General features: G+C 27.2%; 17 protein-coding genes. 10 read left to right on the forward strand and 7 right to left on the reverse strand.

Annotated features, from left to right (window positions below; all coding sequences use genetic code 11):
* The first annotated feature begins 27 nt into the window (after positions 1–27).
* From glmM to Q0J69_RS08415, 4 genes are all read left to right on the forward strand, one after another.
* Entirely contained in the window at positions 28–1,428 is a 1,401-nt protein-coding gene (gene glmM / locus Q0J69_RS08400; protein ID WP_297206135.1) for a phosphoglucosamine mutase, read from the forward strand.
* 348 nt (positions 1,429–1,776) lie between these two features.
* Positions 1,777–3,237, forward strand: coding sequence for a uroporphyrinogen-III C-methyltransferase (gene cobA / locus Q0J69_RS08405; RefSeq protein ID WP_297206137.1), 1,461 nt, complete (start codon positions 1,777–1,779; stop codon positions 3,235–3,237).
* A gap of 18 nt (positions 3,238–3,255) precedes the next feature.
* Complete coding sequence (gene hemB / locus Q0J69_RS08410; RefSeq protein WP_297206139.1) at positions 3,256–4,224, forward strand: porphobilinogen synthase; 969 nt, start codon at positions 3,256–3,258, stop codon at positions 4,222–4,224.
* A gap of 2 nt (positions 4,225–4,226) precedes the next feature.
* Positions 4,227–4,679, forward strand: coding sequence for a bifunctional precorrin-2 dehydrogenase/sirohydrochlorin ferrochelatase (locus Q0J69_RS08415; RefSeq protein WP_297206142.1), 453 nt, complete (start codon positions 4,227–4,229; stop codon positions 4,677–4,679).
* A gap of 7 nt (positions 4,680–4,686) precedes the next feature.
* On the opposite strand, the gene hemC is transcribed toward Q0J69_RS08415, so the two are convergent.
* Positions 4,687–5,601 carry a hydroxymethylbilane synthase gene (gene hemC, locus Q0J69_RS08420; protein ID WP_297206144.1) on the reverse strand — a complete coding sequence of 305 codons (915 nt, stop codon included), beginning with the start codon at positions 5,599–5,601 and terminating at the stop codon, positions 4,687–4,689.
* 120 nt (positions 5,602–5,721) lie between these two features.
* Between hemC and Q0J69_RS08425 the strand changes: the two genes are divergently transcribed.
* The 5 genes from Q0J69_RS08425 to Q0J69_RS08445 all read left to right on the forward strand — a co-directional run bounded on the left by Q0J69_RS08425 (position 5,722) and on the right by Q0J69_RS08445 (position 10,046).
* Positions 5,722–6,411, forward strand: a complete 690-nt coding sequence (locus Q0J69_RS08425; RefSeq protein WP_297206146.1) for a Crp/Fnr family transcriptional regulator — start codon at positions 5,722–5,724, stop codon at positions 6,409–6,411.
* Between the two features lie 97 nt (positions 6,412–6,508).
* On the forward strand, positions 6,509–7,525 hold the full coding sequence (gene asrA / locus Q0J69_RS08430; RefSeq protein WP_297206148.1) for an anaerobic sulfite reductase subunit AsrA: 1,017 nt from the start codon (positions 6,509–6,511) through the stop codon (positions 7,523–7,525).
* Positions 7,515–8,309 carry an anaerobic sulfite reductase subunit AsrB gene (asrB, locus tag Q0J69_RS08435; RefSeq protein ID WP_297206151.1) on the forward strand — a complete coding sequence of 265 codons (795 nt, stop codon included), beginning with the start codon at positions 7,515–7,517 and terminating at the stop codon, positions 8,307–8,309. Before asrA ends, asrB begins: the two co-directional genes overlap by 11 nt.
* A gap of 11 nt (positions 8,310–8,320) precedes the next feature.
* Positions 8,321–9,289: a sulfite reductase subunit C gene (gene asrC / locus Q0J69_RS08440; RefSeq protein WP_297206153.1), complete on the forward strand. Its 969-nt coding sequence runs from the start codon at positions 8,321–8,323 to the stop codon at positions 9,287–9,289.
* The gene (locus Q0J69_RS08445; protein WP_297206155.1) at positions 9,282–10,046 is read left to right on the forward strand and encodes a formate/nitrite transporter family protein; all 765 of its coding nucleotides are present in this window, start codon (positions 9,282–9,284) and stop codon (positions 10,044–10,046) included. The genes asrC and Q0J69_RS08445 overlap by 8 nt, the downstream gene beginning before the upstream one ends.
* 55 nt (positions 10,047–10,101) lie before the next feature.
* Here Q0J69_RS08445 and Q0J69_RS08450 read toward each other — a convergent pair whose 3' ends face one another.
* From Q0J69_RS08450 to Q0J69_RS08470, 5 genes are all read right to left on the reverse strand, one after another.
* Entirely contained in the window at positions 10,102–11,073 is a 972-nt protein-coding gene (locus tag Q0J69_RS08450) for a leucine-rich repeat domain-containing protein (protein WP_297206157.1), read from the reverse strand.
* Positions 11,074–11,174: 101 nt separating this feature from the next.
* On the reverse strand, positions 11,175–11,933 hold the full coding sequence (locus tag Q0J69_RS08455; RefSeq protein WP_297206158.1) for a sirohydrochlorin cobaltochelatase: 759 nt from the start codon (positions 11,931–11,933) through the stop codon (positions 11,175–11,177).
* A 76-nt stretch (positions 11,934–12,009) separates the two neighbouring features.
* A complete protein-coding gene (locus Q0J69_RS08460) occupies positions 12,010–12,321 on the reverse strand; it encodes a hypothetical protein (RefSeq protein ID WP_297206160.1) in 312 nt (103 codons plus the stop codon).
* 211 nt (positions 12,322–12,532) lie between these two features.
* Positions 12,533–13,660, reverse strand: coding sequence for a DNA polymerase III subunit beta (dnaN, locus tag Q0J69_RS08465; protein WP_297206162.1), 1,128 nt, complete (start codon positions 13,658–13,660; stop codon positions 12,533–12,535).
* 128 nt (positions 13,661–13,788) lie between these two features.
* Positions 13,789–14,352 (reverse strand): ankyrin repeat domain-containing protein, encoded by a 564-nt coding sequence (locus tag Q0J69_RS08470; RefSeq protein ID WP_297206164.1) that lies wholly within the window; start codon positions 14,350–14,352, stop codon positions 13,789–13,791.
* Between the two features lie 149 nt (positions 14,353–14,501).
* Between Q0J69_RS08470 and Q0J69_RS08475 the strand changes: the two genes are divergently transcribed.
* Positions 14,502–14,801: a Trp family transcriptional regulator gene (locus Q0J69_RS08475; protein WP_297206166.1), complete on the forward strand. Its 300-nt coding sequence runs from the start codon at positions 14,502–14,504 to the stop codon at positions 14,799–14,801.
* On the opposite strand, the gene hemW is transcribed toward Q0J69_RS08475, so the two are convergent.
* Positions 14,793–15,920, reverse strand: a complete 1,128-nt coding sequence (gene hemW / locus Q0J69_RS08480) for a radical SAM family heme chaperone HemW (RefSeq protein WP_297206169.1) — start codon at positions 15,918–15,920, stop codon at positions 14,793–14,795. The two genes, Q0J69_RS08475 and hemW, sit on opposite strands and share 9 nt — an antisense overlap.
* Between the last annotated feature and the right edge of the window lie 130 nt (positions 15,921–16,050).

Here is a 16,050-nt window from a genome sequence, read left to right on the forward strand (position 1 = left end):
AATATTTATGATAATTAGGAGTATTAAATGCCTACATTAAAAACCAGTATATCAGGTATAAGAGGAATAATAGGTGACGGTTTAGATATAAGAACCATTGTAGATTACACATCAGCGTTTGCATGTCTTTTTCCAAAGAAAGCCAAAATCTTGGTGGCAAGAGATACAAGAATAACAGGAGAATCCATATTAAATGCAGTAGTTTCAACATTAATGGCATCTGGAATAAATGTAATAGATATAGGAATAACCCCTACCCCAACAGCATTATATATGGTTGAAAAACTTAAAATACATGGCGGTATTATGATATCTGCAAGTCATAACCCTATAGAATGGAATGCCTTAAAACTCATAGGAAAGGAAGGAAGATTCTTAGATGAAAAAGCTGTTAATGAACTTATGAAGCTTTATGATAAAAAATCATCAAGATTTGTAAAAGCATTAGAAACAGGAACATATCAAAAAATAGATAATGCTATAGAAGAACATATAAAAAGAATTATTAGATTTATAGATGTAGACAAAATAAAAAAGTCTAATTTTAGAGTGGCATGCGACTATGTTAATGGAACAGGTTTATTTGCTACGCCGCCATTATTAAAGGCTTTGGGAGTAAAAGAAGTTTCTATTAATAAAGAGCATACTGGTAAATTTGCTCATGTTGCCGAGCCTTCTGCTGCAAGCATGAAAAGTTTGTCTGATTTAGTTAAAAAAAATAAAGTTAATATAGGTTTTACTCAAGACCCTGATGCAGACAGACTTGCTATAGTTCTTAATGACGGTACTATCATAAGTGAAGAGTATACTTTGGCTTTATGTGCTAAATATTTATGGCTTGTAGGAAAGGGAAATGCTGCTGTTAACCTATCTACATCCAGAATGATAGATGATTTAGCAAAAGAAAAAGGATATTCTGTTGATAGAACAAAAATAGGTGAAATAAATGTTTCTTCTCATGTTGTAAAAAATAAATTGTATTTCGGAGGAGAAGGCAATGGAGGAATAATAGTTCCTTCAGTAACACCTGGAAGAGATTCTCTTTTGGGTATAGCTTTGATATTGGAATTAATGGCAAAAACTGGAAAAACTATAACAGAGCTTGTTAATGAAATACCAAAATATGAAATAGTTAAAGAAAAATTAGAAGTTGCAAAAATCGATGAGGATAATTTCTTAAAACAGATAAAAACTGAATACCCTAAAGCTAAAATAACAGCTATTGATGGCATAAAAATAGATTTAGAAAATGGATGGCTTCATGTACGCTCATCTAATACAGAACCTATTGTACGTATAATAGCAGAGGCTAAAAGTAAAAAAGAAGCTAAAGAATTAATTGAAGCTGCTATGAAAATGATAAAGGGAGAAAATATATCAAAAAAATCATCTCCTAAAAAAGAAACAAAGAAAAAAACTAATAAATAATAATTTATTGGTTATGTTAGTGATAAAGTTGCTTAAAAATAGCTGATAACTTTCTTGTCAGTTATTAACTGCAAGTTTATCACTTCAAATATAATATTTCATTTATTATAATAATAAAACATCATAAAATAATATACTACAAATATTTATTAATTTGTTTTTAAAAACTGATATAAAATATTTTATCAACTTTTTGTAACTTCTTAAAAATACTTGTTTTTTATATATTTTTATTATAAGAATTTTAATATGAATTAAAAGTTATTAAATAAGTCTAATACTTGTAATTTGACAAAATATTTTTTTTGTTATAGTATTTTTTTATTAATTGAATAGAAGGGATAAAACATGTCTGGAAAAGTTTATATTGTAGGAGGAGGATGCGGATCCTATGAACTTTTAACACTTAAAGCTAAAGAAGTTTTAAGTATATGCGACTGTGTAATATATGATAGGCTTGTAGACAACAGCATACTTCAATTTTGTAATGAAAATGCAGAACTTGTTTATTTAGGAAAAGAACATGGAAATCATACTCTTCAGGATACAATACATAAAACTATTTTAAAATACGCGTTAGAAGATAAAACTGTTGTAAGATTAAAAGGAGGAGATCCTTTAGTATTTGGAAGAGGCGGAGAAGAATTAGATTTTTTATATGATAATAATATAAAATTTGAAATAGTACCAGGAATAAGCTCATCAATAGCTTCGTGCGAATATGCAGGCATTCCTCTTACTTATAGAAATATATCAAGAAGTTTCCATGTATTTACCGCACATGCTATGGGCGAATATAATCATTTGGACTTTCCAATAATATCAAAATTGGAAGGAACATTAATATTTTTAATGGGTATAGCTAATCTTGAAAAAATAGTTAATGGACTTTTAGAAAATGGAAAATCAAAATCTTCTAAAACTTCAATAGTAGAGAATGCATGCCGTCCTAATCAAAGAGTAATAACAGGAACTTTAGAAAATATTGTGAGTTTATCAAAAGGAAATAAAATTAAATCCCCTGCCGCAATCATTGTAGGAGATGTTGTTCAATTTCAGAATAAATTTTCTTGGTATGATAAAATGCCTTTAAGCGGAAAATCCATTTTAATAACAAGAGATAAAAAAAGAGCAAATATATTATATAATAGATTAATAAGTTTAGGAGCAGAATGCTACTCTCTTCCTATGATAGACATAGAATATAATAATAAAGAGCTTGCTGATTTAAATAAATATAAAGCTGTATTATTATGCTCATCAAATGGGGCTAATGCTTTTATTAGCAAAATAGATGATTTAAGAATTTTAAATAATATAAAAATAGGCGTTGTAGGAAAGGCTACTTTGCAGACATTAGAAAAATATAAAATAAAACCTGATTTTTATCCTAATAAATTTTTGGTAAATGAATTAATAAAAGAGTCTGTAAACCATACAAATGAAGATGATAATATATTAATAATTACATCAAACATATCTCCTGTGGATGAAGATGATATTAGCAAAAAATATAAAAGAAACTTCACAAAATTAGAATTGTACAACACAAAAAAAATCAAATATGAAGAGAAAGTAATGATTGAAAATATTAATATGACGGATTATATAACATTTTTCAGTCCGTCTACTGTTGAATCCTTTTTAGAATCTATCAACTATAATACTTCTTTGATTGAAAGTAAAAAAATAGTATCTATAGGACCTGTAACAAGTAAAAAATTAAAGGATAATAATTTAAATGTACATTTAGAAGCTGATGAGTTTTATGCTGAGGGAGTTATAAAATCATTATTAGAAGATAAATAATATTAAGGGATAAAAAATATGTTTAGAAGAACCAGAAGAACAAGGAATAATGCTGTTATAAGAGATTTAATATCAAATGTTAATTTAAGTATGAATGACTTTTTATACCCTATATTTATAGAGGAAGGAAGCAATATTAAAACAGAAATAGAAGCTATGCCTAATCAATTCAGATTTTCTATAGACAAATTAAAAGAAGAGCTTGAAGAAATAGTAAGTTTGGGTATAAAAGGAATATTATTATTTGGAATACCAAAAGATAAGGATGAAACTGCAAGCGAAGCATATAATGAAAATGGTATTATACAAAAAGCGGTAAGATACATAAAATCAAATTTTCCTGAACTTTTAATTGTAACAGATGTATGTATGTGCGAATACACTTCGCATGGACATTGCGGTATATTATGCGATACCAATGTTGATAATGATTCTACGCTTGAATATATAGCAAAAATAGCATTATCTCATGTTGAAGCGGGAAGTGATATGGTAGCTCCTTCAGACTGCATGGACGGACATGTTTATGCTATTAGAAATATTTTAGATAAAAATGGTTATTATAATACTCCTATAATGTCATATAGTGTAAAATATGCATCTTGTTATTATTCACCTTTTAGAATAGCTGCCGATTCAGCACCTAGTTTCGGAGATAGAAAAAGTTATCAAATGGATTATAGAAACAGCAAAGAATATATAACAAAAATAGAAAATGATATAAAAGAAAATGCAGATATATTTATTATAAAGCCCGCACTATCCTATTTGGACATTATAAAAGATGTAAGCAGTAAATTCAATATTCCAATAGCAGCATATAATGTAAGCGGAGAATACTCTATGATTAAGGCTGCATCAAAACTTGGATTTATAGATGAAAAAAAAGCCGTTTTAGAAAATATGCATGCTTTAAAAAGAGCTGGTGCTGATATAATAATCACATATCATGCAAAAGATTTAAGCAGATACTTAAAAGAGATTTAATAATGTTTTTTCCAGTATTTATAAATATAAAGAATAAGGAATGTTTAATCATAGGAGGAGGAAAAGTTGCATTAAGAAAGATCAATAAACTTTTAGAATACGAATGCAATAATATTACCGTTATTTCTGATAAAGCATTAAAAGATATAATTGAATTAAATAAATCAAATAAGATAACCTTAATTGAAAGTAAATTCGAATTAAATGAAAAACTATTAGAAAAATATTTTTTAGTAGTAGCAGCTACCAATGATGAAAAAATCAATAATGAAATATCTAATTTATGCATTGCAAAAAATATATTAATTAATAATGCATCATCAAAAGATAATATGAATATACGTTTTTGCACCAATATAGAAAATGAAGAGTATTCTATAGGCATATCTGCAAATGGGAACCCTAAAAAAGCATTAGAAATAAAAGAAAAAATTAAAACTTATTTAAATATATAAATATTTATTAATTATCAGACTGCATTTTTAATTTTATTTTTTTATAAAGTTCATTAGCTAAATCATTTTTATTATTTACTTCATTTAGACAAATCTTATCCCTATAATTTTTATCATTATAAAAGAAGTTTCCATGAAGTACTATATTATTATCAGTAACTTCAGTATAGCATCCCACAGGAGAATTGCATCCGCTGTCAAAAAGGCATGCAAACTCTCTTTCTATATCAACTAATTCTCTTATTTTTTTATCTTCTATAAGTTTCAATATATCTATTATTTCATAATCATTCTCTCGGCATTGAACACATAATGCTCCCTGACCTGGGGCAGGCAGTATATCATCTATAGAAAAATATTCTGTTATAATATATTCTAAATGAAGCCTATGCATAGCAGCAGAAGCTAGTATTAAAGCATCATAATCTTCTGCTTCCATCTTTTTTAATCTAGTATGAATATTTCCTCTTATTGGTTTTACAATTAAATCATTTCTAAGCTGCATAACGGAACTTGAACGCCTTAAAGATGTAGTTCCTATTATAGAACCTTTTCTTAAATCTTTGAATTTTATATTATTTTTTGAAATTAAAACATCTCTGGCATCATCCCGCTCAGGTACAGAAGCATATATAAGTCCTTTAGTACTAATAGTAGGCATATCCTTCATTGAATGAACAGCAAAATCTATTCTTTTATCCAATAACGCCTCTTCTATTTCTTTTGTGAAAGCACCTTTTAATGATTTTTCCTTACTATTTGGATTTTCTATTAAATGCTTATCTCCGCTTGTTGTTATTTCTTTTATTTCTATATCTGTTTCATTTAATGCATCAATACTTTTTAATTTATCTATAACTATATTAGTCTGTGCCAATGCCAATTTACTGGCTCTGCTTCCAACTGTCAATTTCTTTCTCATAAGTACATTTCCAATTCCAAAATTCTATAAAAATAATAAGTCTAATTTTAGCAAGTTATCTTTTTTTTATCAATAGTTATTGACTTTTTTTAATATAATTATATTGTTTAATGAACAGTTATGATTACATTAGATGAAGCCTTTAACCAAATAAAAATATTTGAAAATATTAGTTCCCAAACTATAGAATACATAAAACAATTCTCAAGCCTAAAAATATATAAAGAAAAAGAACATATATTCATGGATAAGGATAAAATAAATAATATTTACATAATAGTTTCAGGTAAGGCAGCTTTATATAAATTAAATAATTTTGGGGACAAGAAAATAATTTTCATATTTGATGAAGGAAAGCTATTAAATGAACATAGTCTTCAGGGTATAAAAGTATCTATAAACTGCGAGGTTTTGGAAGATTCTATTGTAATGTTCATACCATCAGATATTTTCATAAAGGCTATGGAAAAAGACTTTATATTATCTAAAACTATATTGGACTTAATGTCTTTGAATATAAGAAGACTTTACAGACAATTACAAAATACAACGAATAATTTAGAATGCGAAAAAAAATTGGCTTCAAAACTATTAAAATTGGCAAAAGACAATGGCATATCATGTGAAAATATAGTAAAAATAAATGTACCATTAACTGTAACATACATATCGGAAATGATAGGTTCAAGAAGAGAAACCGTTTCAAGACAAATAAAAAAGCTATCAAAATTAGGATTCATAGAATTTAAAGATAATTTTATTTTCATAAAAGATATTGATAAATTAAGAAATTATTTCTACGATATATAAACATAAAAAATAGAATTTTATATAACAGTGTGATATATATCACATACTTATTCTTATTAATTGGTATAATAATATCATAATTAAATGGAGGTATAGTATGGGATATAAGCTGGATAAGTCAGATTTTCAAAACCTTATCGACAATCTCAAGAAAGACTATTATCTGTATGCCCCTAAAATGTTCAAGGGTACTGGTACATTTTCTGATACAGATATAGTTAGGTATGCTTCTATATCAAATATTGATGATATAGAGTTTCATAAAAAATCGAATTATTCTTTTAAGGAATCTATTTTGCCTATAACTCAGACATTATTTTACTTTACTGAAGATGAAGTAAAAGAGGCAAATATTGAAAGAGATAAAGGAGCTTTAATATTTTTAAGAAGCTGCGATTTGCATGCTGTAAAGAGATTAGATCAAATTTATCTAAAAAACGGATATGAAGATTATTATTATAAGCGTCTTAGGGATAAAGTTAAATTTGTACTTATAGGATGTTCAGAGTCATTTGATAATTGTTTTTGTGTAAGTATGAACAGCAACAAATGTGATGAATATGATTTGGCTGTAAATGCCAGAGATAATCATTTTGAAATAGACTGTAAAAATTCAGATTTTAAGGCTTTATTAAGTTCATATCAGGAATTAGATGTTAAGGCAGACTATGTTAAAGAGAATGATATAAAGGTAAAAGTTCCTGATAATTTAAGTTTGGATATTTACAAATCTAAAATGTGGGATGAATATGACACAAGATGTATAAACTGCGGACGATGTAATTTTGTATGTCCTACATGCACATGCTTTACTATGCAGGATATATTCTATACTGATAATGGAAAAGTAGGAGAAAGGAGAAGAGTTCATGCATCTTGTATGGTAGATGAATATACAGATGTTGCTGGAGGCGGTGCTTATAGAAAGAAAAATGGAGAGCGTATGCGTTTTAAGGTTATGCATAAAGTTTTTGATTATAAAAAGAGAAATGGATATACTATGTGCGTAGGCTGCGGAAGATGCGATGATGCTTGTCCTGAATATATATCCTATTCTAATTGTATTAATAAATTGGAAGCTGGAATGAAGGAGGTAATGAGTAATGAGCAATAATGAATATGTGCCTTTTTTATCAGAAATATTGGATATAAAAAAACATACAGAAATAGAGTACACTTTCAAAATGGCATTTAACGGAGAATCAAAACCAGGACAATTTTTTGAAGTATCGATTCCTAAATTTGGAGAAGCTCCAATATCTATAAGCGGAATAGAAAAGGGAAGCGTAGATTTAACTATAAGAAAAGTAGGAAGAGTTACAAATGAAATATTTGAAAAGTATGTAGGAAATAAACTCTTTATGAGAGGACCTTACGGCAATGGATTTGATGTTAATTTATATAAGGATAAAGATATTATAATCATTGCTGGAGGTACTGGAGTTTCTCCTGTAAGGGGAGTCATAGACTATTTCAGCAATAATAAAAATGACAGAAAAGAAATGTCTGCCATTATAGGTTTTAAAAGCCCAAATGATATTTTATTTAAAGAAGATATAGAAAGATGGGAAAAAAATATGAATCTCATACTAACTGTTGATGCTGCTCCTGAAGGATACGATAAAAATATAGGGCTTGTAACTAAATATATACCTCAATTAAAAATAAATGATATGAATAATACGGCTGCTATAGTAGTGGGACCGCCTGCAATGATGAAATTTTCTATAATGGAATTAGAAAAACTCGGATTCAAAGAAGAAAATATATGGGTATCTTATGAAAGAAAAATGTGCTGCGGTATAGGAAAATGCGGACATTGTAAAATAGATGATGTTTATATTTGCTTGGACGGACCAGTATTTAATTATGTTAAAGGTAAAACTTTATTTGATTAAGGAGTTATTATATGTTGGATATAAATGTTAAAAAACTTAAAAAGAATGCATTTCGTATTACAAAGAAAAGAGGTTTAACAGCTTCAAGAATAAGGGTTCCTGGTGGGCATTTAAATGTAAAATATTTGGATATCATTAAAAATATAGCTGATAATTACGGAAACGGAACCATTCACATGACTGTGCGTCAGGGTTTTGAAATTCCTGATATAAAAATGGAAGATATGCCTAAAGTTAATGAACTTATACAGCCTATAATTGAAGGACTTGGAATAAATCAGGATGAAGCAGGAAAAGGCTACACTTCTTCAGGAACTAGAAATATATCAGCATGCATAGGAAACAGAGTTTGTCCATTCGCATGCTATGATACAACAGCTTTTGCAAAGAGAATAGAAAAAGCAATATTCCCTAATGACCTTCATTTTAAAGTTGCTTTAACTGGATGCCCTAATGATTGTGCTAAAGTAAGAATGCATGACTTTGGTATTATAGGAATGACTCATCCTCAATATGAAAAGGACAGATGCATAAGCTGTAAGGCATGCATAAAATCCTGCAAAAGAAAATCTGCTGATGTACTTAGCATGGTTAATTACAAAATAGAAAGAAATCATAAAGGCTGTATAGGATGCGGGGAATGTGTTTTACAATGCCCTATGAGAGCTTGGACTAGGAGCGAAAAAAGATATTACAGACTTACAATAATGGGACGTACTGGTAAAAAGAATCCTAGACTTGGAGAAGATTTCATAAAGTGGGCTGATGAAGACAGTATAGTAAAGATAATACTAAATACTTATGAATATGTTAAAAAATATATAGATTTCTCAGCACCTGGAGGAAAGGAGCATGTGGGATATATAGTTGATAGAACAGGTTTTGAAGAGTTCAAGAAATGGGCTTTAAAAGATGTTCAATTACCTGAAATAGCAGAAGTTTATACACCAGTTTATTGGAAAGGAGTACATTATGTTTAAAGAAGAATTAAATGCTGTATGCAATGGATCATTAGCTAAATCAAATTTATTAAAAAACAATATTTTCGGATATTTCGTATCATCAATGCTTGCAGGAATGTATGTAGGACTTGGTATACTATTAATATTTTCTATAGGCGGTTTGCTTGGAGATTTTACTGGAACTAAAATAATAATGGGAGTATCTTTCGGTATAGCTTTAAGTTTAGTTGTAATTGCGGGTGCAGAATTATTTACAGGAAATAATTTAGTTATGACTGTAGGAATGTTAAACAAAAAAGTTACATTTGCTGATACAATTAAAGTTTGGGTTGTAAGCTATATAGGAAATTTATTAGGTTCAATTATAGTAGCTTTATTATTTTATTTAGCTGGTCTTTCAACTGGAGCTATTGGAGATTTTATAGTAAAAACAACATTAACTAAAATGACTTTAAGTCCTCAGGCATTATTATTCAGAGGTATATTATGCAATACATTAGTATGTCTTGCTGTATGGTGCAGTTTCAGATGTAAATCAGACAGCGGTAAATTAATAATGATATTTTGGTGCTTATTTGCTTTCATAACAAGCAGCTATGAACATAGTATAGCAAATATGACTTTAATGACTGTAGGCTTACTAACTCCTTCAGAACTTAATGTAACAGTTGGAGGATATGCTTATAACTTATTATTTGTTACTCTAGGAAACATGATAGGCGGTATATGTTTTGTAGCTGTGCCTTATCATTTAATAGCGAGAGATAAAAATTAATATTATATTTTTAGTGCAGGGAATATACAAATTCTCTGCACTTTTTATTTTAAATTCAATATTTCACAACACTTACTTCCAAACCAACATGCAATGCATTTCTCCAATCATTATCAGAAGCGGTGCTGCTTTTTGGTACATATATTGTCTTTAAAGGACAGCCCGAAAAAACACTATTTCCTACTGTTATTTTATTAGGATCATCTATTACAAATTTGATGCTTTCAAATTTTATGCAGTAGTAAAAAGCAGAATTATTTATCCTTGTTACAGAAGCTGGTATAGTAATAGTAGTTAAGCTTCCTGAACTTTCAATTATGCTTTCTGGTATTTCTTTTAATCCGCTAGGCAATTTTATATAAGTTAAACTCTCACAATCTCCAAAAGCAGCTTTGCCTATATAAGTTACAGAATCAGGAATCTCTATGCTTGAAAATCCGCATCCTTTGATAGCGTTTTGACCTATTGACTTTAATGAATTTGGAAGTTTTAAATTCTTTAGATTTGCACATCCTATCAATCCTCTATTTCCAATAGTTACTAAACTGCTAGGAAGCTGTATATCCCTTAAAGCAGGACAGTAAATAGCATATTCACCTATATCCGTTATAGTATCAGGAAGTGTTACTTTTACTACTGTTTTATTTATTGCATTGGCTACTAATATATAATCTGGAATTTTATTATTAGGAAAATTAACATATTTAAATGATATTTCCATTTCTATATCTTTTAATGAAGTATTTTCAAGCATCTGTGTTATAGAAGTCCAAATAGTATATTCTTTAGTAGAAGTACCAGTGAATATTAATTTGTATTTACCATTATGATTGTCAGCGTATCTTCTTAATGCCTCTTCCATATTTTGAGCATTAGCCTTATCTATTTCTAAAGCATATTTGATATCATCTTTATATAAATTATCATCTGCTGCTGTATCAATATCTTCTGCAAAAGTTATCTTATTTCTGCATGATAATAAAGCAGCTGATAAAATAACCATTAATAAAATTGTTATTTTTTTCATTATGTTCCTTAAGTAAAATATTCTTTGTATTCAAAAATTATTAGAATAATTGTTTTATATAATATAACAATTAAAATGAAATTTTATTAAAAAAATCAGAATTAATTTTCATTTATTAGTTTTTTTGTTTTATTTATGCATAGATTTATAAAGGAGTCCCACTCTCCCAAAGTTTTATCTATAACTTCTGCCTCAAGACCTAATTCTTTTATTGCATTAAATATTCTCTCTGATATATCTTTCTTATAATGAAAAGATTTTGATATTAATATTGGTATTATTAATACTTTTTTATTTAACTTTAATAATTTATCTTTTATTTCATCTAAACTAACACCTTCTGAAAAAGTCATTGATAAATAAGATTCATTTTGAAGGCTTAATTTATATGCAAGCATTCCATAAGCAGAATTAGAATGATGCTTTCCTCCATGACCTATAAAAAGATAAGTATAATTATCATAATCATTAAATTTATCTTTTATTATAGATACCATATTATCATAATCGCTTGGAATTGATAATAATGATTCTCCATATTTCAATACAGAATAATCATTTTTAAAAGGAACTGCCGTATGAAATATTCTCATATAATCTTTATTTTGAAGAAGCACTATAGGAGCTATATAAACTTCTCTTATATTCTTATCTTTTAATTCATTTAATCTGTCTTTAACAGCAGGAAAATCAGAACTTTCTTTCATCATTTTTCTTATAGCACTTGAACTATAGGCATCTGTTATATAAAAATCTTTAAATTCATTTTCAAATCTTTTCATTATATCAGCATACATTTTATTTGTTTCTTCATAATTATTTGCTCCATGAAATAATAAGATTATGCTTTTATCTGACATATATACTAACTCTCCGTAAAGTTTTTATTAATTATTAATATTATAATACATAATTAATAAATTTGAACTTAAAAAATTAATTTTTAATTGTAGTATATCCAGTTTCTTCAACTAAATACTGACCTTGTTCTGAAAGCATAAAATCTATTAATTTCTGCACATTAGGATTTTCTTCTAAATCTCTTTTAGTTGCTGCAGCATAAAATGTAGTTGACAGAGTGTAAGTACCATTTTGTATATTTTCCTTGCTTGGTTTTATATTATCTATAGAAAGAGTTTTTATTTCATTATTGTTTATCATTTCATGAACATTAAATAAAAATGAATATCCTATAGCATTTTTTCTATTGCGGTATTCTTTTACGTTTTCTGTAAATCCAGAATTCAAATCAAATCCTATTTTTGTATCGGGCTTAATTATATTATTGTATTGTATTTTAATATATTTTTTAAAGTAATTTTTAACTATATTAAAAAAATAAATATATTATATTTTAGGATACAATAATTTTTTATTAAATTTATCTATTGCATATTAAACTATACAAATCTATTAACTTTTTTAACTATTGACTTGAAAAAGATAAGTCTAAAATAAATTATTCCTCACCTATACTCATAGGCATAATAATATAATAATAATCCTCTCTTTCTATTTCTTTAACCATAGTAGGACTAGAATCTTTATTAACCATAAAAGTAACTATCTCAGAATCAATCTGCTTAATAACATCCTGAATATAAGTGTAGTTATAAGCTATAGAATGTTCCTCTCCAGAATATTTTATATCAATTTCTTCCAAAGACTCACCCATTTCCTGATTTATACCCTTAACTTTTAAAGACTCCTCAGAAACAGTTAATATCATCCTTTTTGAACGTACATCATTAATCATAGGAACTACACGTCTTATAGCATCGAGCAAATCATTTTTATTAACTCTAAAACTATAAGCAAACTCTTTAGGTATAACTTGTCTGAAATTAGGATATTTTCCTTCTATAAGGCTTGAAACGAAATCATATTTACCAACTTGGAAATAAACCTGCTGACCATCAACTCCCATTTTTACCTGCTCAACCTCATCATAATTTGCAGTAACAAGTATTTCATTTAATACTTTAGGCTCTATTATTATAGAAAAAGAACCATTTTCTACTCCTTCAAATTCTCTTTCTATAACAGCCATTCTTCTTCCGTCAGTAGCAACAGCTAAAAATTTAGAATCAGTTTTTTCAAAGCATATACCTCTTAAAGCAGGCTTGAATGGTTCTTTAGCTATAGATGATATAGTCTTATTAATCATTGTAACTAATTCTTTTGTAGGAAGCATTATATAATTGATATCGCCGCTGCTCTCAGGATAAGCAGGAAAATCATCCGTTTTCATTCCTATAATTAAATGCTTAGTTTTTCCATTTTCAGATTCTATATTAATTTTTTCATTTTCTTCAACATTTATAGTTATAAGTCCGTCAGGCATCTCTTTTAATATTGAGCTTATTTTTTTAGCATAAACAGCAACAGAACCTTCTCCCTCACAGTCATCTAATATTATTCTGCTTCTAGCCCAAACAGAGCCGTCAGTAGCTGTTAATGTAAGCATATTGCCTGAAAGATGAAAAAGTACATTGCTTTCTATATTATAAATTACTTTACCTTCAACAACATTTTCTGTTACGCCTATAGATTTTACTATATCCTTTTTTAAACATCTAAATCTCATCGCTTCCTCTTTATTTTATATGTATTTTTTATATTAATTTTCAATAATTGCAATATTCAGACTTTAATTTTAACATTAAAAATCATTTTTTACAATATTTTTTCTATAAAATACTGCTGTTCAAAATATTACCGTTTGGATAAATACTCATATATATCTTCATATCCCTCATACTGTGCTATATCTATAGGAGTAAGTGAGTAATTATCTTTAATATTAGTTTTTGCTCCAAGCTCTATGAGTGCAACAACAGAATCATATTTATTATAATAAACAGCCCAATGTAATGCCGTTCTTCCATTATTATCTATATCATCTATATTATCAGTATGGCTTGCTATCTCATTTATTATTTCCCTATCTCCATTAAATACTGCATACATCAAAAGTGTCTTGCTTTCACTATCTCTTATCTTATAGTCTATATTCTTTCTATTATCTCTTATAAGCCTTTTTATATCATTAAGGCTCAATTTTTTATCCTCATTCAAAAGAGATTTCATTATTACTGTAAGCCCAGCATTATCAACCTTATTTATATCATTAACAGAAACATCATAATTTTTATCATATATAATATGCAATACAGCTGCAAATAATATAAATATTATAAACATAAAAATGAATATATTATTCTTATTTTTTTCTTTTGTAGATATCTTCTTTATGGAATTGGATTTCTTTTTTTTCATACATCTATACTCAGATAAAAATATAAAGCATATTATAACTTTTATGCAATTAAAAACAATAAAATATACTTGAAAAAATTATTTTTTATCCTATACTTAATATAGTAGTATTCTAAATAGTAATATACATAGTTAAAGGAGATATAAAAATGGAATTATTGGCTCATATTTTAGCAGCAGAAACTGATGAAGAATTCATAAAAAAGCTATTAAGCGAACTTTTTACTAAGGATGAGCAGGATATGATACAGCAAAGATTGAGGATAGTTACATTGCTCAGGAGGAAAATGCCTCAATATGAAATTGCAAAACATCTTAATGCCAGCTTATGTTCTATAACAAGAGGAGCCAAAGAATTAAAGAAAGAAGACAGTGCTTTAGCAGTAATTGTAGATAAATATCTAATACATGATAAAAACTTTCAAGAATCGCTACTAAAATCACAATAATAATAAACTAATCTCATCAACATAATTAAAATAACATTTTTTTATAGATAAATAATCATCTGAAACTATAAAATACTCTATATTTTTATTTATGATGCCGCTATATTTTTTATAAAAGTTCTCATTAAATATATAATGATAAGCATTTATGTCTATCCCCTTTACCGTTCTAAGCGAAAGAAATATAAATTCTTTTTTTCTTGTATCTTCATCTAAAAATTCTTCATCCTTTGCAGGAAGTTTATTATTATACAAAGCATTAAAATAATCCCTAATCATCTTTACATTTTCATATCTTATATTATTAAAACATCCTACAGCAGATACTCCTAAACCCAAATAATCCTTTAAAAGCCAATAATTGCTATTATGAATAGATTGAAAATTTGACAATGAAAAATTTGACACCTCATATCTTATCAATCCCAAACTTTCCAATGTATCAGATGCTTTTTTATAAAATAATACTGATTCTTCATCATTAGGAAGCATATCTTTCCATTTATTTTTCAAAGATTCCGTAAGCTCTAAATAATAAAGAGATGCATGCTTTATTTTGGGAATCAAATCATACGAAAACAATATATCATCTCTAATTTGATTTTCAGTATTTAAAGGAAGCCCGCATATAAAATCAAGAGAAATATTTTCTAAAGATGATTTATTTATCAATTTAAGAGTATTAATAATATCATTTTTACATGTATGCCTATTTATTACAGATAAAGATTTCTCATTAAATGTTTGAATACCAAGCGAAAGCCTTATATTTTCTATTGATTCTAAAAAACTGATATATTCTATGTTAATATCATTAATATTAGATTCTATAGTTATTTCTTTAATAATATCATTTCCATTATAGTTATTTATAATGCTCAATATATTCTTTAATAAATATTTAAGAAACTCTTTATTCAATACAGAAGGAGTACCTCCGCCTAAATATATAGTTTCTATTTTTTGATTATAATATCTTATTCTTAATTTAAGCTCTTTAATCAATGCTTCAATATATTTTTTATATATATCCTCACTGTTCATATTAACAATAGAATAAAAATTGCAGTAGCTGCATTTATATTTACAAAATGGAATATGTATATAAAGTCCAGACATATTATTTTAGTTATAAGTATTAATTATTATCATATATTAAAAAATTTATTCTAAGTATTTCAGCTAATAATATAGTATTATAAATTTATTTGTATTTGCTTAAACAAGTTTCAATAATATTAATTTTTTC

Source organism: uncultured Brachyspira sp. (assembly GCF_944388875.1).
GTDB lineage: Bacteria > Spirochaetota > Brachyspiria > Brachyspirales > Brachyspiraceae > Brachyspira.